Origin of the sequence: Falsiroseomonas sp. HW251, assembly GCF_050563545.1 — a bacterium.
Lineage (GTDB): Bacteria > Pseudomonadota > Alphaproteobacteria > Acetobacterales > Acetobacteraceae > Falsiroseomonas.
The window spans coordinates 38,334-57,086 of sequence record NZ_JBNXUM010000002.1 but is presented as its reverse complement, the minus strand read 5'-3'; the positions used below and the strand labels follow the sequence as shown (position 1 = coordinate 57,086).

Genomic DNA, 18,753 nt, shown 5'->3' with positions numbered 1-18,753 from the left:
GCATCCGACCAGCGGCCGCTTAGGCTCAGGCGACGCTCGCGATCACCGCCCGGCCATGCAGAAGCTGGGTAAGAGAAACCGTCGGCAGGCCTTCACGCAGCAGCGCCACGGCCGCTTCGTGGCAGGCCAGGGCCTCGTCTGGCGTGTCGAAGAATGTGGCAACCACTGCCTGGTCCGGTTCGCGGTCGCTTCGCGCCATCCAGACTGCCCGGAAGCCCGGGGAGCGCGCGATCATCGGCAGCGTCCGCTGCTCGACGAAGGCTCGGGTGTCCTGGGTTGCCGGGACACCGGCCAGCACGCGGACAAGGACGTAAGGAAGCGGCTCGCCCGGTGAGGCTCGCCTGGGCGCTTCCTCCCTCACGAAGCACTCGCCCGAGAATTCGTCGCCGCGGCGGGGAAAGAAGTCCAGGTGCCCTGCCAGCCATTGCCGAGCCGCGTTGGTCGAGCGGTACGCCGCCTCCGCGTCAGCGGCGCCGCTGACGCTGACCCCGGCGCCCGAACCATCCCAGAACGCCACATACGCCTCGACGCCTGGCAGGGCTTTCAGGGCCGGCAGCAGTTCGTCGCTGACCGACTTTTCGACGACGTCACGGTCGACCCCGATCACGGGATACCGGCGCAGGTTGATGTGCACGATCTGGCCTCCTGCAGGCAACGCGTCGCTCCAGGGCGTTCGACATCGTGCGACGGCAATCCACTGACGGCGGTGCGCGGCCAGGGTTGCATCTGGGTCCCGCTTCCCCCGGAGCTGGAGCCACGCCGCTACGTCACCGTACGGAGCCGCGGCGCGAGGGCGGCAGCGTCAATCGCAAGCCGCACCACAGCGGCGAGTAGCGGCAGCGTCCAACTGCCGACCGCCGTGATAGCAGCGCGACGGCCGGTCCAAGTGCGACGCCGAGGAAGCCGATGATGATTCCGCCAGTCGCGGCTTCCGCCACGCGCTCCAGCAGCGTCACTCGCGCGAGCTCGGCCAGCGCAATTCACTGCCAGCTCGACGCCGTCCCGCCAGCGAGGGCGGCGGCGAGAACGAAGGCGAGCCGTCCAGCAGCGTCTCCTCGACGATGCGCATCACGGCCTCCAGCATGGCAGGGCGCGGGAACGCATTGCGGTCGGTGAAGAGGGCCGCGAGCAATGGCCGTGCCTGGTCGAGCGGAAGTCCCACCGCCCAATGGTCGGCGTTCAGGTAGCCGAGCAGCACGGAACCCGGAATCACCTGGTCGGTGAACAAGGTCTGGCTGTCGTTGCGTGGATCCATCGCGGACAACCGGTCATGCATCGGCACCAATATGGAGGAGGTATCCTGCCGCGCGGTGAAAGCCCCGAGCGAGAACATCGGCACGCCACTCGACGAGGGGGAATAGCTCGCAAGTGCCGCGAGACGCGTGGACCGCCTGAGGCTCTCGAAGGCGCGACCGTCGCCTTCGTCGCATCCGGAGCCCGGCGCGTTGCGCGCCAGCCATGGCAACAAGCGCGGTGGATTGTCCGCCAGCGGCGAGCCCGCGACCGTGCCGGCCAGGCTGACGGCGGCCGCGATGTGAGGGCGGATCTCTGGGTAGCGCGCCAGGGCTTCCAGCATGTCTGCCGTGCCCTTGGAATAGCCGACCAGGACCAGGCGTTCGCCTGGCGCGAGCGGCTCCGCGAGTACGCGATTACGGATGAGCTCGGCGTTCCGCGTCGAGGAGGACAGACCCTCGACTGGCACTTCGATGCTCTGCCAGCCGATGGTGGCCAGATGCGCGCGGGCGTCGCCGAGGATGGTGACCAGGCCCGCAAAACAGTCCGCGCCATAGCCGGGAACGATGGCCAGGCGCAGCGGGAGGCGCGGCGGTCCTTGCCAGACTGGCCGCCCACTTGGCTGAGCCTCGCCGCCAAGCCTGTGCAACATGGCTTGGCAGGTGCGGGTCGAATCCGGCGGGGTGACGGCACAGAGTATCTCGCGAAAACGGGCGCGAAAGTCCACCACGCCGGCGGCGCCTGCGGGCACCAACATGGCTGGCGGAGCCGCAAGGTCGGGGGCCAGCAGCGGCGTCGACGTGCAGCCGCCCATTGCAGCGACACACAGGCCGAGCCTCAGGCAGCGCCGGACCATGCCGATAGCCATCGGGAGCAGAGCCTTCCTTTGAACGCGCCGCCGATCGTGCCTTTGCGACATCGATGAGGCGGCGCGACCTCGCAGTCGTATCGGCGAGCCGACGTATCATCTTGGACTGATTTGGAGAACCGGCCAGAAAATTCGCAACGGCGGGTAGGTTTGGCTGTCAAATCGGGTCGTCGGGTAACACGCCCGGCCGCCGCCACTACCAGCAGGCGTCGGTCGGCCATGCGCGCCCGATTTTGATAGGTGCAAAGCCTTCAAATAGGCGCACCCTTTCGCTCCAGCGCATCTAGGGAATGTCGGGGAGGATCAATGGACATTTCCTCGATGGAGCAACCGCGAAATCGCCGATCCCTGCTGGCGGGCGCGCTGGGAGCGTCGCTCCTCACGGGATGCCGCAATGGCTTCGTCCCGCAACAGGTGCCTGGACCGGAGCCTGGCGGCAACTACGTCGCGCTGACTTCCCCCATCGTCGTGGTCAGTGACACCCAGGAGCACGAATCGACAGGCTACCCATTGCTCGATAACGCGAGTGCGATTGACGCTTATGTCGAGGTGAGCCAGCGCCCACCACAGCAGACGCTCTTCGGACGCCGCATTCTCGAGTGGGCATTGCAGAACCACCCGACAGAACCGTTCATTCACCTCGGCGATGTCCTGGACATGTCCTGTCGTACAGAGGCAGAGCGCATCGGCAAGGTCTTCGGTGCAGCGAACCGGCCTGGCGCGATCCTGCCCGGCAATCACGACGGCCTTTTGTTCGGTATCTTCGCCTACGATCTCCAGGTCTCTTCACTCGATCCCGGAGCAGATCGGTGGAACCGCGCCTGCCGCCGGGGCGCGACACCTGGGGACCTCGCACACAGGACAGACAGGGAAGCGTTCATCAAACCCGACTTCATCACACGGTACATCACGGGCCAAGCCCGCGTCGCACCGCGTGGCGCAGGTCTCGTGCCGCCACCCTCTTCCGGTGATCGAAGCGTCAGCTGGCGCAACCCCGATCCAGACGCGTTCGTGTCAGGCATAGAGGCGCATCTGATCGACGGACGCGACTATGCCAATTCGTTCATCGCGCAGCGCCTGCGACTACCGCGGGCGCCGGGGGCAACGCGGGGCGTCGTTGTCATCGCGCTCGACACGAACCAAGCGGGCCCGCTCGTCAGCACCTGGGACACGATCATGGGACGCAGCGCCGGCAGCCTGGGACATATCCGCGCCGATCAGCTCCGTGCCGTCGCACCGTGGATCAGAGAAGCCGTCACGCAGGGCGACATCGTCGTGTTCGCTGGCCACCACAACTGGCAGTCGCTCGAATTGCAGACACGGTTGCTGATGTACGGGATGATGTCCGACGTTCGTAACCCGCTCGTCTACCTTTCCGGCCATACGCATCGTGGCTTCTGGGCGGAACACCGGCTGCCCGGGCTGCGTCCCGTGCTCGAACTCAACGTAAGCTCGCTGTCGGACTGGCCGATCGCCTACCGGCGCGTCAGCTTCGCCTACGACGACCGCGCGAACCGCCTGCTGGTCCGGGGCGACTTGATGCCCACGGCCGGGAGTGCGGTCCGTAGCGACGACGAATTGCTCGCAGCCTGGGTAGGTCAGGCCTGCAGGCAGTCGCTCATCGACGTGGACGAGATCATGGCGCACGATAATGCCATCGTCAGACAGCAGAGGAACTCTCGAGGCAGCCTCTTCGGGTGGCTGATGCAGTCGATCAGGCCGGATTGCGACACCTGCGATCTTCCACTGTTCCAGCAGGCGCAGCTCTACATGGACGAGATGCTCCGCGCCCTTGTGCAGGCTAGCTCATACACGCCGGCGGACGTTCGGGCGCACAACCGCGCAAGATTGCCGGCGTGGTGCGGCGGCGAAGATTTTGCGCAATGCACAACCCGACTCCTCTCCCAACAGAACAATACGTATGAAGGTCAGCTGAGCCTTTTCCGGCGCAAGGCGGAGATGGTGGAAATTGTCCAGCGATACATGGACGAGATAGAGACACCCGCGACGAAGGCATACATGACGTGCCGCGCCGTCATTGCTGCGAAAATTGACTTCGATGCGATATCCGAAGGCAGAAATGACTTTCGCAGCGAAGAGAATCGACGAACCGAGCACTTCTTCCGAAATGAAGCGAGCATTGGAATGTCTTGATACGTCGAGTTCCGTGGCCGCGTCATGCCGCGGACGCCGACACTGCAACTCCGCTCGATCGCGTCGCCTACGGAAGCGGGAAAGCAGGCGGCCTCACGACGGAGACGGGCAGAAGGCGCTGCCCCTGAATCGCGCGACGCCGCCGTCCAGCGTGACACGAGAGGCCTGCCATGAGCCCGACTGATCCCGACTTCGAGGACCGCATCGCTTCCCGCTTCCTCGAAGTGCTGATTCGAGCCGGCCTGATCCTGGCCATGGTCATGCTGTGCTATCAGGTGTTCTCGCCCTTCCTGGCGCTTATGGCCTGGGCGCTGATCCTGGCGGTGACGCTGTATCCCTTGCAGCAGGCCATCGCCGGCAGGATCGGTGGGAGGAAGGGGCTGGCATCGACCCTGCTGGTCCTCCTCGCCATCTTGCTGATCGTCGCGCCGACGGCACTGCTGATGAGCTCGCTCGGCGATTCGGTGCAGCACGTGATCACCGGCGTGCAGACCAACTCGCTCGCGATACCGCCGCCGCCTGATTCCCTGGCGACCTGGCCGGTCGTCGGCAGCCGCGCGCATGCTGTCTGGGCCCAGGCATACGCAGATCTGCCCGCGCTGGTGCGGACCCTGCAGCCCAAGATCGGCGAATTGGCGGCGGCCGCGCTAGGCTTCATCGCGAGCATCGGCGGCGGCATGCTGCAACTGCTGGCATCCTTCGCCATTGCCGGCGTCATCATGGCGTTCGGCGAGGCAGGCGGCCGCGCCAGCCAGGCGATCTTCGCGCGGCTTGCCGGCGAAGCGCGCGGACCGGCACTCGTCGCGCTGTCGGTCGCCACCATTCGCGCCGTCGCCCTCGGCGTCGTCGGCGTCGCCTTCATCCAGGCCATCATCGTCGGCCTTTGTATGCTGGTTGCCGGCGTTCCCCTGGCCGGCGTGCTCGCCCTGATCGTACTCGTGCTTGGTATCGCGCAGGTCCCCGCCGTCATCGTCACCCTACCGGCCATCGCCTACATCTGGCTGAGCGGCGCGTATGAAAGCGTGCCGGCGATTGCCTATACCGTACTGCTGCTGGTCGCCGGCATGACCGACAACGTGCTCAAGCCGCTGCTGCTTGGCCGTGGTGTCGATGCACCGATGCCGATCATCCTGCTGGGCGCGCTCGGCGGGATGGCGACGGGCGGGATTCTCGGGATGTTCGTCGGGGCCACGCTGCTGGCGTTGGGCTACCAGATATTCATGGGCTGGGTGGCGGGCGCGCGCGCCAGGGTGTCGGCGCACGACTTCGATTCCCGACCGGGAGCGCCGCGTTGACGTTGCTTGCCGTGACACGCGCAGGGTCTTCGCCGACCAGGCCGTAACTGCGCTATGGAACTCGCTGACGCCTACGCCTTCTCCACCTGTCCCAGCGCCGTCAGCACCGCCGCGTGCAGCCTCTCATCCTTCTCGATATCGAAATGCGTCAGGCCGAGCGCGTCCACTTCCACATTCTCGATCTGCCCTGCAAAGCCCGGCGTAGCGGCGAGTGCATGGCCCCACGCCCCTGAGGCCAGGTAGAAGTTCAGCACCCGCCGCGGACCCGGCCGCACGTCATGCACCCACACCGGATCGAAGGTGACGAGCAGGTCTAATGCCAGCCCTGCCTCGCCTGTCGCGTCCGCCAGGCGGATTGCGTCGTCAGCGCCCAGCGAATGGCCAACTGCCGCAACCGGCCGTTGCAATTCGCCGCTCCGCTCGGCCGCCATCAGCCGCGCGGCGGCATCCGACCACTCCAGATGGTTGCCGAGTTCGACCCCGTACCCCGCTGTGACCAGCCTTGCCGCCAGCCGGTCCATCCCGGTCGAGAAGACGTTGGCCAGCCCGCGCAGCAGCACGACATGGCCGCGTCCGGGCTGCTTCCTGTCCGGTCCAGGCACCGCACAGCCCACGAGCCCGAGTGCCAGGGCCGCGGCAGCCGGGCCCAAGGCGCGTCGTCGCATGGCCCGCCACCTCCTGGCCTAATGAAGGAAGGGCACCACGCGCCACGTGCGCGCGGCATAGGCGTCCCAATCCGCCCCGAAGGTCGCACGCATCAGGGACTCCTCGCGGCCGATGCGGAAGGCGTAGAGCGTGCCGAAGCCGATCAGCCCCGCCGGTCCCGCCACCCAGTTCTGCAGCAGCAGCGCCTGTGCCACCGCCCAGAGCCAGAACGCCGCGTACATGGGATGGCGGAGGTAACGATAGACTCCCTGCGTAACAAGCGCGTGCCCCTCGCGCACGACGAGCGTGACCGACCAGTTGCGGCCGAGCGTCTTGTGCGTCACCTGGAACAGGGCCAGCGCGGCTGCGAACACCACCGCCCCCACCCAGGCCCGCACCGGCGAGAAGGCCTGATTGGCGAAGGCCGGAAAACCCGTCAGCACGTAGGACAAGGGGATCAGCCCGAGTCCGGTCGTGGAGATCGACAGCAAGGCCCATTCGCGGGCGTCGCGGGCGTTGCGCGCCAGCGCGATGCGCCGCGTCTTGCGCGCGAAGGGTCGGCGGATGATCCACCAGCCCACCATGCAGCCGAGGTGCAGGAGCTTGGCGACGAGCGGCGTCACGCGGCCGCCTTCGCGATCGCCGCGGCGCCGAGCGCCCCGCTGGGCCCGAGCCCGCGGTCCGGCCAGACCACGCCGACCGGCAGCGGCCCGCAGACGGCCAGCCCGAAATCCCAGAAGTACCGCCGCCCGTTGCCCATGACGTATTGCCGGTGGATCCGCAGGAAGCGCCAGCGTGTGCGCCGCCAGGTCGCGTCATCCAGCATGTCGCGGGGATGCACGCTTTCCAGGACCGGCCCTCGCCCCGTGATGCCCAGCGGGCCAAGCGGCCCTGTTCGCTCGAAGGACAGCACGTCCCGACGGGAGGCGAACTCGATCCAGTCGAAGCCCTCGCTGCGCGCGAGCAGCGCCAGATCCGCCCGCAGCGCCGTGGCACCGCGCATCAGCGCCACCTTCAGCACCGAGGAGCCGAGCCCCACCAGCACCAGCCGCGGCATCCGCCGCAGCAAGCCCGGATCGTGCCGCAGCGCCTGTGCCAGCGCCTGGACAGCGAAGACGCTGCCGAGGCTGTGGCCGGCCAGCAGCACTTCGTCCACCGCCTCGCCGCGGGTGGCGAGGATGGCGCGCGCGAAGCACGCGATGCGAGCCTGCTGCGCGGGGTCGCAGCCGCCGGCGAGGTCGCGGGCCAGCGCCCAATCCGCGAGCAACACCGGAAACGACAGCCGCCATGCAGCAAGCGCCGCGAGCAGAAGCGACAGCGTGGCGGGCAGCAGCGACCAGGGAGCCCCTGCACCCACACCGAATCCCGCGAACAGCAGCGCGGCGGCGATGCCTAGGAACGGCAGCAAGGCCGCGAGCGCGAAGAGAGCGTAGCGCCAATGTGCAGCGGCGTAGCGCGCGACGGTCCCATCCAGCAGCACCGCCGCGACCGCCGCGCCGCCTCGCCTGACGAGGGCAGGCCAGCCGCGTGCGAGTTCTCCCGCGATCAGGTCATCCCAGGCCAGCAGGCGGATCTCCGCCGCGCAGCGCCAGTCCGCACCCCGCGCGCTTGCCGCGAAGGACGGCATGGTATCGGCCCCACCCGGCGCAAGCGGCCCGACCGCGGCCTCCAGCGACCAGAGCCCGGCCGTGCGGGCAAGCGTCCGGGCGAACCGGTCGCGCTGCGCGACGGTCGGCAGTGGCTCGAAGCCTGGAACGAACAGGACGATCCGGCTGCGGACCGGGGTCCTTTCAACCATGCCGCGGATGAAAGCATACTTCCGCCAGATGGTGAGTCACGGACGACGGCGCTGGCATCGCGCCAGACGCGGCTTCCCGTGGCAAATCCCGTGCATCTCTGTCTATGCGGCCGATTGCGGGAGGCTTGGGGTACACATCGATTGCAAGACGCGCCCGAGGTTCGGTACGACACTGGCGAGCCGTGATCATTCATGGCCGGGTGAGCGGCGACGACCGCTTTCCGCACCCAAAGCCGATGCTCAGCACGCGTGGATGTGTTGTCGCCCTCTGCAGGGCCGGTGACGTCGTACCGGTCAGCCTGCCCGCGCCGCTCGCATCACCAAGGCCGCCAAGGCCATGACCGGAATCAGCAGCGCCCAGAACCCGAGCGCCGCATAGCCGAGCGCACCGAGGATCGCCCCGGCCGCGAAGCTGCCGACCGCCGGCAGCATCCGGCGCAGCCGGGCGCCGGCCGCGGCTTGCGCATCGGCGGACGCGCCGGGCAGGTCCGTGAGGTCGATCACCACCTGTGTCGTGTTGCCTGTCATGATGGTCGTCGGCGGAGCGGTCGGCATCAGGATGCGGGCGCCGGCGTTCTGGATGCCCATGGCGACGACCCCGGCCATGCCGGCCAGGATCGCAAGCGGCGCATCGGCGTCGCGCACCGGGCTGGCCAGTAGGCCGAGGAGGAGGAACAGCACGAGGAAGGCGATCTCCGCGACAAGCAGGTGCCGCAGGCTGCCGGACGCGCGCCCGCGCAGCATCAGGCGCGTGCAGGCGACGGCGGCCGCGAAGACCGGCAGCGCCAGCAGCTTGCCGACGACGCCGCCGGCCGAAAGGCCGGCCGCCTCGGCACCGATCAGCACGAAGTTGCCCGTGACATGCGCCGTGAACAGGCCCTGCAGCGCGACGAAGCCCACCACGTCCACGAAGCCCGCCGCGAAGGACAGCATCGCCCCAGGCAGGGCATCCAGCCGCGGCGGCGCCGCGCCGCTCACGGCTCCGTTCGCCGCAGGAAGAGCCGCGCGACGAGCAGGAAGCCGCCAACCAGGCCCAGATGCTCGAAGAACGCATTCGCGGTCATGAAGCGCTCCATGCCCGGCGGCAGCACCCAGAAGCGGTTGGCGACGAAGGTGGCGGCGAGGGTGAAGGCCGCCAGCGCCAGCGCCAGCGCGCCCGCCCAGCGCAGCCGCCCCGAGAGGATGAGGGCGGAGGCGCCGAGCTCGACCGCGATCGTCAGCGCCGCGGTCACCGGCGGGACGGGCAGGCCGAAATGCGCGGCCTCCGCGATCGCGCCGGGGAAGTCCAGCAGCTTGTTGAGCCCGCCCTGGATATAGGCCGCGCAGAGGCAGAGCAGCGCGAGCCAGCCGAGGATCCGGCTCTCGGCGATGCGGCGCATCAGACGGCCCAGCAGGCGCAGCCGAGCGCGCCCCAGAAGGCACCCTGTTCGCGCACCGGCGCGCCGCGTGCCCAGGCATGCGCATGGCCGTGCACGCCGCAGGCGGTGCCGCAGCCGCAGTCGGCCGCGAAGCGCGCGGGGTCCACCGCCTCCGCCCGCCTCTGGTAGCCGCCGAAGCTGCGCACCGGCGACCATTCGGGCAGCACCGGCGGCGGCGGCGGGGCGAGCCCGGCGAAGTCGCCCGCGCCGAAGACGGGCTTGCCGCCGAGCAGCGTCAGCACGCTCTCGATGTCCTGGATCGCGTCCTCCGGCACGCTGAAGTAGTCGGCCGAGAGGACGGCAAGGTCGGCGAGCTGCCCGACCACGATCTGGCCCTTCTTGCCCTGCTCGGTGGAGAACCAGGTGTTGGCTTCCGTCCAGAGCCGCAGCGCCTGCTCGCGGTCGAGCCTGTTGCGCTCGGGGTAGAGGCGGAGCCCGCCGAGGGTGCGGCCGGTGACGAGCCAGGACAGGCTGACCCAGGGGTTGTAGCTCGCGACGCGGGTCGCATCCGTGCCGGCGCCGACGGGCACGCCGGCCTCCAGCATGCGGCGGATCGGCGGGGTGCGCTCCGCCGCGGCCGCGCCGTAGCGCTCCACGAAGTATTCGCCCTGGTAGGCCATGCGGTGCTGCACGGCGATGCCGCCGCCGAGTGCCGCAATGCGATCGATGTTGCGGTCGCTGATGGTCTCGCAGTGGTCGAACATCCAGTGCAGCCCGCCGAAGGGTTTCGCGCCGTTCACCTTCTCGAAGACATCCAGCGCGCGCGAGATCGTCTCGTCATAGGTCGCGTGCAGCCGCCAGGGCCACCGGTTCTCGACCAGCCGGGTCACGACGGCCTCGAGCTGTCCTTCCATGGCCGGCGGCATCTCCGGCCGCGGCTCGCGGAAATCCTCGAAGTCGGCGGCGGAGAAGACGAGCATCTCGCCGGCGCCGTTGTGGCGGTAGGTGTCGTCGCCCTCGCCGGGCCGGACCAGGCGGCCCCAGCGGGTGAAATCCTCCAGCTCCTCGCCGGCCTTCTGGGTGAAGAGGTTGTAGGCGATGCGCAGCGTCAGCTCGCCATCCGCGTGCAGCTTGCGGATAATCTCGTAGTCGTCGGGGTAGGCCTGGAAGCCGCCGCCCGCGTCGATGACGCCGGTGACGCCGAGGCGGTTCATCTCCCGCATGAAGTGGCGCGTGGAATTGAGCTGCTGCTCCTCCGGCAGCTTCGGGCCGCGCGCAAGGGTGGCGTAGAGGATCAGCGCGTTCGGCTTGGCCAGCAGCAGCCCAATGGGATTGCCCGAGGCGTCACGCACGATCTCGCCGCCAGGCGGGTTCGGCGTGTTCCTGGTGTAGCCCACGGCGCGCAGCGCCGCGGCGTTCAGCAGGGCGCGGTCGTAGAGGTGGAGGATGAACACCGGCGTGTCCGGCGCGGCCGCGTTCAGCTCCTCGATGGTGGGCAGGCGCTTCTCGGCGAACTGGTGCTCGGTGAAGCCGCCGACGACGCGCACCCATTGCGGCGGCGGCGTGACCTGCGCCTGGCGGCGCAGCATCGCCATCGCGTCGGCCAGGCTGCGCACGCCGTCCCAGCGCAGCTCCATGTTGTAGTTCAGTCCGCCGCGGATGATGTGCATGTGGCTGTCGATCAGCCCGGGGATGGCGCGCCGGCCGCACAGGTCGATCACCTGCGTGGTCGGCCCGGCCGTCGGCATGATCTCCCGCGCCGGCCCGACGGCGGAGAAACGTCCGGCGGTGATCGCCACCGCCTCCGGGTCCGGGTTGCCGCGATCGAGCGTGGTGAAGCGGCCGTTGGTCAGGATGATGTCGGGCGCGCTCTGCGCCATCGCGGGGGCTCCCGTGAATGAGGAGAGGGCGGCGGCGCCGAGCGCGGCAGCCGCCTGGCGGCGCGTGGGCGCGATCATGCGCGCGGTTCGTTTGCGGCGTCACGCGCCGCCTGGTGCGAGGGCAGCTGCGCGAACATGTGCTTCGCGCACTCCGCCCGCACGGCGGAGACGGCGATGCCCTCTCCGGCCAGCAGGCGGCGCACGACGGGGACGAGCTGCTCGCCGGCCAGCATGCCGAGCAGCCCGAGCAGCGCAATCACCGGGGGCGCCGGCGAGCGCACGTTGAGCAGGCCGTAGATCGCGCCGACCAGCAGCCCGACGGCGACGGCGAGGAGATAGGCCTTCATGCCGGCCTCCACCGCCTCAGCCCTCGACCAGGCGCTTCAGCACCTCCTCGTACATGATGCGCTGGATCGCCGCGCCGGTCGGGCTCGCCCAGTCCGTCGCGAGCTCCGCCATCACCTGGTTGGTCGAGGTGATCGTGACGCCGTGGCTTCGCATGCGTTCGACCGCCGCGGCGTCGGCGGCGCTGGTCGGCGAGCCGCCGGCATCCACCACGACCTGCACGGCGAAGCCGTCCTCCGTCGCGCTGATCGCGGGATAGACGATGCAGACGTCGTTGGTGAGCCCGGCCATGATCAGCTTCTTCCTCCCCGTCGCGAGGACCGCGTCGCGGAAGGGCGCGTAGGTCCAGCAATCCACGACGCCGGGGCGCTTGACGCGCGCCGCGTAGGCGTCGGGCGCGATCTCCTCGAGGTCGGCGAAGAGCCGGCCCTGGAATCGGTCCTCCTGGCTCGAGGTGAGGACCAGCGGCATACCGGTCTCCACCGCCGTGCGGGCCAGCGCCCGCGTGTTCCTGACGATCTCGTCGTGAGGCGTGCTGACGGCGAGCTTCACCGTGCCGACCTGGTGGTCGATCAGCAGCATCGCCGCATCGGCGGGCGTGAACAGCGCCTTCACCGCTCAGTGCCCTTCGCCGCCGCCGAACATGGTCTTGGCGTAGATCAGGCCGAGCCCGTAGCCGCCGCCATGCGCGATCGAGGTCGCGACGGTCTGGTTGTAGGTCTCGCCCCGCGCCCAGTCGCGCTGCAACTCGAGCAGGTACTGAAGGCTCGTCATCGGGCGCGCACCGGCCTGGATCATGCGCTGCATCGCGCGCTCATGCGCCTCGTCCGTCACGTCGCCGCAGGCATCCGCGATCACATAGGCCTCGAAACCCTGGTCGAGCGCCGACAGCACCGGGCCGACGATGCAGACGCTGGTCCAGAGGCCCGCGAAGACGATCTGGCCCTTGCCGATCGCGTTCACGCGCTCCGCGATGCGCGGATCCTCCCAGGTGTTCATCGTGGTGCGGTCGATCGCGTCGGCGCCGGGGAAAGCGTCCTTGATCTCGGTGAAGATCGGGCCGGAGAAGCTCTTCTCCGCCACGGTGGTCAGGATGGTGGAGACCTTGAACTCGGCCGCGGCCTTGGCGACCAGCGCAGCGTTGTTCCGGAGCAGCACCGCGTCGATGGACTTGGTCGCGAAGGCCATCTGCGACTGGTGGTCGATCAGGATGAGGGTATGGTCGGCGGGCGACAGCAGCGTGGCGCCGGGCCTGGCGACGGCGGTGGGCATCGGGTCTCTCCTCGTGCTGGCCGCGGGGCGTGCCACGGCACCGCGATCGATGTAGAGTGCAGACGCGATACGCGTCCAATATCGTTTGGGCAGCGACCGATACCCAGGAAGCATCATGGAACTGTGGCAGGCGCGTTACGCCCTGGCGGTGGCGGAGACGCTCTCCTTCCGGCGGGCGGCGGAACTGCTCGGCATCTCGCAGCCGCCTCTGAGCCGCGCGATTGCAGCGCTGGAGGCGGAGCTGGGCGTCGCGCTTTTCACCCGCGGCCCGCGCGGCGTTGCCGTCACGCCGGCGGGCGAAACCTTCCGGCGCGAGGCCACGGTGCTCGTCGCACAGGGGGCGCGGACGGTGGCGGCCGTGCGCAGCACCGGGCCGGCGCCGGTCAGCCTGCGGATCGGCTTCGAAGGATCCTCGGCGCATGCGGTCCTGCCACGGGCGCTGCTCCGCCTGCGCGCGAGGCACCCCGACGCATCGATCACGCTGCGGGAGATGTCCACCACCGCCCAGGTGCGCGCGCTGAAAGCGGAGGAGATCGATGTCGGCCTCGTGGTTGCGCCGTTGAAGGATCCCGCGCTGCTGCTGTCCGAGGTCTGGCGGGAGCCGCTCGTGCTGGCCACGTCGACCGATCACCCCTTGGCACGCGGGGAGCTGGCTGCGGTGAATGCGCTGGCGACGGAACGCTTCGTCATCGCCACGCAGCACGAGGGATGCGGCTTGCAGTTGGCGATCGACGCTCTCTGCCGGGCGGCGGGGTTCGTCCCGAAGCGCGCGCTGGAAACCAGCGACACGATGATGCTGCTGGACCTCGTCGCCGCGGGCGTGGGCGTGGCGATCCTGCCCTGGGCGGTCGCCTCTCGTGCCGGTGACTGTATCGCCACCCTGCCGCTTCGGCCCGCGGCGACCGTCGCTCTCGTCCTGGCGCAACGCCGAGGCTCTGGCCGGCGCGGAATCCGGACCGATTTCCAGAAGGAGCTCGCCGGCGTGGCGGCGGAAGCCACCCGAGAGAGAGGCAAAGATAGACTAACCGCAGCGTGACCTGCGGATTTCCCCGCTATGCTATTCGGCCGGCGTGGGGGTCTGCAATCGGCCCAAGTGCGCGGTAGCCCCGCCCGCCGCAGGGTCTACCGCCGAGTCCGACCCGAAGCGGACTCTCCTGTGCGATGACGGGCGTTCGTGGATCAGATATCCCACCACGCGCCGTCTGGGCGGGGCACCTGATGATGGCCGCCGTGGTCCCGCGCCAGCAGCTTGCACGGCATGAACACCACGCGGCAGCCGCACCGCAGCTCGATCGACCAGTCCTCGAGCTCGGCCAAGGTGGTGGTCGATGTCGGAAGCGCCGCCATGCCGCATCGTAGCCCAGGTGCGGCGAGCGCGGCGCCTGTCAACCAGTGGAATCGCCTCGGCTGTCACCCTGACCAGACCGTCAACATGCCCCTGCCACTGTCTCAGCGCGGCGAGGACCTCCGACCCGCAGTCGTGCTGAGCTCGTCCTCGGATCCTTCAGGTGTAGGCCCGCGCGCTCCCCTCAGCCCCGCTGACCTTAGCCTGGTCAGCGGCGCGTTTTTTGCAGCGCAAAGCAGAAGCCTGGTCAACTCGGCGCCGGGCTGCAAACGGTAGACGGCCAAAGGGTGCAGCGGGTCTATCATTGGTAGGCTCTGCGGTCAGGTTAGCGATGCGCCGCTCTATGTCGCGATAGATGCGGGGCGAACGGGTCGGAAGATCCGCCAGCCCGGTCCCGAGGCCATCGGCCGGGATCACCACATTACGCCCGGCAGCAAGCGCCGCCTCCATCTGCTGAAACGCCGTGAAAATGGCGTCGCGCACCTGGAACAGGTCGGCGTCTGCATCGGTGAAGTAGGCATCTTGCCCGCGCTCCGGCTTCCACTTCGTCGGCACGCCGATGGCGTTCGGCTCGCCGCGCATCGCAGCGGCCTGCCCGCCAAAGCCGCGCCGCTCCATGTTGTCTCCGAACACGAACAGCCTATCCGGCTGCTCCCGCACCATCTCGCGGGTAACGCGCGCCTCACGGATCACCCGACCACGGGTCGACTTGTCCTCAGTCACGGCAGAGCCTCTAGTCAGACTTGCTCATGCGCCTCGACGCTCTGCCAGCGCTACCACCGGCGCCGCTGCGCCGACCAGGCCGGCGACGTGCCCTTGCCATAGGCTTAAGGCGGCCAGGACCTCTGGCCCATAATCGTCCCGGGCATAGGTCCGCTCGAGCTTCGTCCGGTGCGAGACGTGGTTTATCGCGGCCTCGGCGTGGTCGGGCGAGACGCCGAGCCGCGCCAGGCCGGTGCGCACCGTGCGCCGCAGATCGTGCCAGCGCCAGGCCGGGATCTTCGCCGCAAGGTCCATGCGCGCCTTCAGGCGGCCGAAGCCCTTGAAGCCGCTGCCTCCGTCACGGCCGAGCAGACGGATGCTCCGCATCCGGCGTCTCGTTCGGCCACACCGCGCGCAGCTCCACGAGCGCGAGTGGCGACAGCGGCAGCACGTAGCCGATCCCGTTCTTCGTCCGGTGGCCAGGGATGGCCCAGCGCCCGTCCCCGAGGTCGAGCTCGCCGGCGGCGATGTCGGCGACCTCGGCCTCGCGCGCGCCCGTGAGGATCAGCAGCCGCACGAAGGCACTGAGCTTCGGCGGCTCGCGATCGGCGGCGCGCCAGACCAGCTCGGCTTCGCTGAGCGCGCGCGCGCGCGCCGCCAGCGGCGGCGCGATGACGCCAGCACCCTTCCGGGGCAGCAGCGGCGCCGGGATCCAGCCCTGCATCTCGGCGAAGTTCAGGAAGGCCGAGACCATCCGGTAGAGGAATGCCGCGGCGCCGGCGCCGTCGCGGCCTGGCGCGCCGCTCTTGCCCTTCTCGCCCGGTTTCGGCTTCGCCTTCGGCCGAGCAGCTGCCGCACGCCAGCCGGCTATGAGCCGGGTCCAGTCCTCGCGCGTGGTCTCCGCCAGGACGCGATCGCCGAGCTTGGGCACGACGGCCTGGTCGCAGACGCGCTTCACTCGGCCGCGTACTTCAGGGACCACGGCCCGGCCGGATCCGCCTTCCTCGCGGCCTGCCACTCCGCCAGGCGGCTGGCGACCGTGCCGGCGCCGCGCCGCTCGGCCTGCTCGCGTCGCCGCGCCTCCCGCGCCTGGCGCTTCTCGGCGACCGGGTCGCCGCCGCTCTGCACCGCGGCGATCGCCGCCTTCGCTTCCTTCCGGGCCTTCGCAATGCCCATCGCCGGCCAGGTGCCCAGCTTCGGCCGGGTGTGCTTGCCGTCCGTCCTGCGCGTCCGGACGCTCCAGGTGGCGGCGCCGGTGGACGTCATGCGCAGCACGAGGCCGGGCTATCGGGCATCCCGCACCTCGAGCCTGCCATCCTGCGGCGGCTGCAGCGTGCGCAGCCAGGCGTCGGTGATGTCCCGCTTCATCGCTTCCCGGGCCGCGCGGAGGGGGCCCATGTGCCCCCGTCCAGCTTGGCCGTGCCCCCAATTCCGCCCCCATTTTCGCCGGGGGCACAAGGGCAGCGCTACTGGGTGATATGGCCAGATACGCTGGGAGCCGCTAAGACACTGTTCTGGTGAGGGACCGCGTCGACCCGCGCGCGCAAACCGGCTTCCGAGGCTGCCAGGAAGCCGCTTCCCAAGCTGAATGTCGTGGGTTCGATTCCCATCGCCCGCTCCATCCCCGGCTTGCCGGGGGCGCAGGATACCCCGCCTATGGCCCAGACCCCCGACATCGTCATCCTCTCGGCCGTCCGCACCGCCATCGGCGATTTCGGCGGCGCGTTGCGCGGGCACCCGCCGACGAAGCTCGGCGCCCTCGTCGCGGCCGAGGCAATCCGCCGCGCCGGCGTAGCACCCGACGCCATCGAACACGCGGTCTTCGGCACCGTGCTGCATACCGAACCCGCGGACATGTACCTGGCCCGCGTCGCTGCCATCGGCGCGGGCGTGCCCGTCGCCACTCCCGCACTGACCGTCAACCGGCTCTGCGGCAGCGGCCTGCAGGCGATCGTCAGCGCCGCCCAGATGGTCGCGCTGGGCGAGGCGCGGACGGCGCTCGCCGGCGGGGCGGAGTGCATGAGCCGCGCGGGCCACCTGCTCTCTTCCGCCCGCTGGGGCCAGAAGATGGGCGAGGCCACGGCGACGGACATGCTGCTCGGCGCGCTGAACGATCCCTTCGGCAACGGCCATATGGGCATCACGGCCGAGAACGTCGCCGCCCGGCATGGCATCGGGCGCGAGGCGCAGGACCGCTTCGCCGCGGAGAGCCACCGCCGTGCCGCGCGCGCCATCGCCGAGGGCCGCTTCCGCGACCAGATCCTCCCTGTCGAGGTCGCCGACCGCAGAAGCACGCGGGTCTTCGACACCGACGAGCATGTCCGCGCCGATGTCGACGAGGCCTTGCTGGCCTCGCTGCGGCCGGCCTTCCGGCGCGACGGCAGCGTCACCGCCGGCAATGCGTCCGGCATCAACGACGGCGCCGCGGCGCTGGTGCTGATGGCGGGCGAGGAGGCCGCGCAGCGCGGGCTCAAGCCCATGGCGCGCATCGTCGCCTGGGGCCATGCCGGCGTTGATCCCGGCGTGATGGGCATCGGGCCCGTGCCTGCGACCCGCTGCGCGCTGGATCGCGCCAGGCTCTCTGTGGCCGACCTCGACGTCGTCGAATCCAACGAGGCCTTCGCGGCCCAGGCCTGCGCGGTCTCGGCCGAGCTCGGCCTGGCCGCGGACAAGGTCAATCCCAACGGCGGCGCAATCGCGCTCGGCCATCCCGTCGGCGCGTCGGGCGCGATCATTGCCACGAAGCTGGTGCACGAGTTGCAGAGGACCGGCGGGCGCTATGGCCTGGCGACCATGTGCATCGGCGGCGGCCAGGGCATCGCGCTGATCGTCGAGCGGCTGTAGAGCGGCGGCCGACGGCGCTTCGCCGGGCCGCCGCGCCAAAGCGCCTGGTCAGGCGTCGAGCCGGATGCCGAGATCGCGGATCAGCGGCCGCCAGACCGCGTTCTCCGCCCGGATCAGCTCGGCGCATTGCGCGACGGTGAGCGCTTCGGTCTCGGCACCCGTGCTGGCGAGCTGGCGCTGGACCTCGGGGGTCGCCATCGCGCCGCGGATAGCGGCGTTGATGCGTGCCACCGTCTCCGCGCTGGCCGCGCGCGGCACGGCCACACCCTGCCAGCCATCGGCGACGCAATTGGCGATGCCGGCCTCGGTGGCGGTGCGGATGGCGGGATGTGCCTCGGCGCGCTTCGCGCCGAAGGTGATGAGCGCCCGCGCGCGGTTGGTGCTCAGCAGCGGCGTCGCGTTGGTCACGTCGGCGACCGCGCAGTCCACGCGGCCCGCAATCAGGTCCTGCAGCACGGCGGGCATGCCGCGATAGGGCACGTGTTCCAGCTGCAGCCCCGCGCGAACGCGCAGCAGCTCCATCGCCATGTGGTGGGGGCTGGCGACCGCCGGCGTCGCATAGGTCAGCTGCCGCGCCTTGGCCGCCTCCAGGAACTGCTCGAAGCTCTGGATCGGGCTTTCCGGGCGCACCAGGATGAAGAAGGGGAAGCGCGCGATGAAGCCGGCCATGACCAGGTCGCGGTCGGGATCGAAGGGCAGGCGCGCATAGAGCGCGGGGTTGTAGATCATCATCCCGTTGTCCACGTGCAGCACGTTGCTGCCGTCGGCGGGGCCGGAGAGCACGGCCTCGGTCGCGACGATCCCGCCGCCGCTCGGCCGGTTCTCCACCACGATGGCCGGCGTGTTCGGACCTGACAGCGTGCGCGCGATGAGGCGCGCAAACAGGTCGGACGCGCCGCCCGCGCCATAGGCCACCATCCATCGCGTCGGCCGGTCAGGCCAGGGGGCCTGCGCGCCGGCGGGCAACGCTGCCAGCGCCAGCGGGCTCGCAATCAGGCTGCGGCGAAGCATGGG

21 protein-coding genes are annotated in these 18,753 nt (G+C 69.8%); 4 read left to right on the top strand and 17 right to left on the bottom strand.

Translation table 11 applies throughout. The annotated features are described in order from the left end of the window. Positions 1–25 precede the first annotated feature (25 nt). Both ACLF3M_RS02180 and ACLF3M_RS02175 read right to left on the bottom strand, forming a co-directional pair. A complete protein-coding gene (locus ACLF3M_RS02180; protein WP_430655203.1) occupies positions 26–634 on the bottom strand; it encodes a hypothetical protein in 609 nt (202 codons plus the stop codon). Between the two features lie 318 nt (positions 635–952). Further along, complete coding sequence (locus ACLF3M_RS02175) at positions 953–2,101, bottom strand: hypothetical protein (RefSeq protein WP_430655202.1); 1,149 nt, start codon at positions 2,099–2,101, stop codon at positions 953–955. Between the two features lie 306 nt (positions 2,102–2,407). Here ACLF3M_RS02175 and ACLF3M_RS02170 point away from each other — a divergent pair, with 306 nt between their 5' ends. Next, on the top strand, positions 2,408–4,255 hold the full coding sequence (locus tag ACLF3M_RS02170; RefSeq protein ID WP_430655201.1) for a hypothetical protein: 1,848 nt from the start codon (positions 2,408–2,410) through the stop codon (positions 4,253–4,255). Positions 4,256–4,425: 170 nt separating this feature from the next. Continuing rightward, a complete protein-coding gene (locus ACLF3M_RS02165; protein ID WP_430655200.1) occupies positions 4,426–5,550 on the top strand; it encodes an AI-2E family transporter in 1,125 nt (374 codons plus the stop codon). Positions 5,551–5,621: 71 nt separating this feature from the next. Here ACLF3M_RS02165 and ACLF3M_RS02160 read toward each other — a convergent pair whose 3' ends face one another. From ACLF3M_RS02160 to ACLF3M_RS02120, 9 genes are all read right to left on the bottom strand, one after another. Continuing rightward, a complete protein-coding gene (locus tag ACLF3M_RS02160) occupies positions 5,622–6,215 on the bottom strand; it encodes a hypothetical protein (RefSeq protein WP_430655199.1) in 594 nt (197 codons plus the stop codon). 18 nt (positions 6,216–6,233) lie between these two features. Next, a complete protein-coding gene (locus ACLF3M_RS02155) occupies positions 6,234–6,818 on the bottom strand; it encodes a protein-S-isoprenylcysteine O-methyltransferase (RefSeq protein WP_430655198.1) in 585 nt (194 codons plus the stop codon). After that, on the bottom strand, positions 6,815–7,993 hold the full coding sequence (locus ACLF3M_RS02150) for a hypothetical protein (protein ID WP_430655197.1): 1,179 nt from the start codon (positions 7,991–7,993) through the stop codon (positions 6,815–6,817). Before ACLF3M_RS02150 ends, ACLF3M_RS02155 begins: the two co-directional genes overlap by 4 nt. 294 nt (positions 7,994–8,287) lie before the next feature. Next, positions 8,288–8,971 carry a YoaK family protein gene (locus ACLF3M_RS02145; RefSeq protein ID WP_430655196.1) on the bottom strand — a complete coding sequence of 228 codons (684 nt, stop codon included), beginning with the start codon at positions 8,969–8,971 and terminating at the stop codon, positions 8,288–8,290. Continuing rightward, on the bottom strand, positions 8,968–9,372 hold the full coding sequence (locus ACLF3M_RS02140) for a DoxX family protein (RefSeq protein WP_430655195.1): 405 nt from the start codon (positions 9,370–9,372) through the stop codon (positions 8,968–8,970). Before ACLF3M_RS02140 ends, ACLF3M_RS02145 begins: the two co-directional genes overlap by 4 nt. Next, positions 9,372–11,309, bottom strand: coding sequence for an amidohydrolase (locus ACLF3M_RS02135; RefSeq protein ID WP_430655194.1), 1,938 nt, complete (start codon positions 11,307–11,309; stop codon positions 9,372–9,374). The genes ACLF3M_RS02140 and ACLF3M_RS02135 overlap by 1 nt, the downstream gene beginning before the upstream one ends. Then, positions 11,306–11,578: a DUF1427 family protein gene (locus ACLF3M_RS02130; RefSeq protein WP_430655193.1), complete on the bottom strand. Its 273-nt coding sequence runs from the start codon at positions 11,576–11,578 to the stop codon at positions 11,306–11,308. Before ACLF3M_RS02130 ends, ACLF3M_RS02135 begins: the two co-directional genes overlap by 4 nt. Positions 11,579–11,594: 16 nt before the next feature. Further along, complete coding sequence (locus tag ACLF3M_RS02125) at positions 11,595–12,191, bottom strand: isochorismatase family protein (protein ID WP_430655192.1); 597 nt, start codon at positions 12,189–12,191, stop codon at positions 11,595–11,597. Positions 12,192–12,194: 3 nt separating this feature from the next. Continuing rightward, complete coding sequence (locus ACLF3M_RS02120) at positions 12,195–12,848, bottom strand: hydrolase (RefSeq protein WP_430655191.1); 654 nt, start codon at positions 12,846–12,848, stop codon at positions 12,195–12,197. Positions 12,849–12,963: 115 nt separating this feature from the next. Here ACLF3M_RS02120 and ACLF3M_RS02115 point away from each other — a divergent pair, with 115 nt between their 5' ends. Beyond that, positions 12,964–13,884, top strand: coding sequence for a LysR family transcriptional regulator (locus tag ACLF3M_RS02115; protein WP_430655190.1), 921 nt, complete (start codon positions 12,964–12,966; stop codon positions 13,882–13,884). A gap of 143 nt (positions 13,885–14,027) precedes the next feature. Here the strand turns inward: ACLF3M_RS02115 and ACLF3M_RS02110 are convergent, their stop codons facing one another. From ACLF3M_RS02110 to ACLF3M_RS02090, 5 genes are all read right to left on the bottom strand, one after another. Beyond that, positions 14,028–14,195, bottom strand: a complete 168-nt coding sequence (locus ACLF3M_RS02110; RefSeq protein ID WP_430655189.1) for a hypothetical protein — start codon at positions 14,193–14,195, stop codon at positions 14,028–14,030. A 157-nt stretch (positions 14,196–14,352) separates the two neighbouring features. Next, positions 14,353–14,916: a hypothetical protein gene (locus tag ACLF3M_RS02105; protein ID WP_430655188.1), complete on the bottom strand. Its 564-nt coding sequence runs from the start codon at positions 14,914–14,916 to the stop codon at positions 14,353–14,355. A gap of 24 nt (positions 14,917–14,940) precedes the next feature. Further along, positions 14,941–15,282, bottom strand: coding sequence for a hypothetical protein (locus ACLF3M_RS02100; protein WP_430655187.1), 342 nt, complete (start codon positions 15,280–15,282; stop codon positions 14,941–14,943). Next, positions 15,254–15,853: a hypothetical protein gene (locus tag ACLF3M_RS02095; RefSeq protein WP_430655186.1), complete on the bottom strand. Its 600-nt coding sequence runs from the start codon at positions 15,851–15,853 to the stop codon at positions 15,254–15,256. The genes ACLF3M_RS02100 and ACLF3M_RS02095 overlap by 29 nt, the downstream gene beginning before the upstream one ends. Further along, positions 15,850–16,170 carry an integrase arm-type DNA-binding domain-containing protein gene (locus ACLF3M_RS02090; RefSeq protein ID WP_430655185.1) on the bottom strand — a complete coding sequence of 107 codons (321 nt, stop codon included), beginning with the start codon at positions 16,168–16,170 and terminating at the stop codon, positions 15,850–15,852. Before ACLF3M_RS02090 ends, ACLF3M_RS02095 begins: the two co-directional genes overlap by 4 nt. 381 nt (positions 16,171–16,551) lie before the next feature. On the opposite strand from ACLF3M_RS02090, the gene bktB reads away from it, so the two are divergent. Next, positions 16,552–17,739: a beta-ketothiolase BktB gene (bktB, locus tag ACLF3M_RS02085; RefSeq protein WP_430655184.1), complete on the top strand. Its 1,188-nt coding sequence runs from the start codon at positions 16,552–16,554 to the stop codon at positions 17,737–17,739. Between the two features lie 48 nt (positions 17,740–17,787). Here the strand turns inward: bktB and ACLF3M_RS02080 are convergent, their stop codons facing one another. Continuing rightward, the gene (locus ACLF3M_RS02080) at positions 17,788–18,750 is read right to left on the bottom strand and encodes a Bug family tripartite tricarboxylate transporter substrate binding protein (RefSeq protein WP_430655183.1); all 963 of its coding nucleotides are present in this window, start codon (positions 18,748–18,750) and stop codon (positions 17,788–17,790) included. Positions 18,751–18,753: the final 3 nt, after the last annotated feature.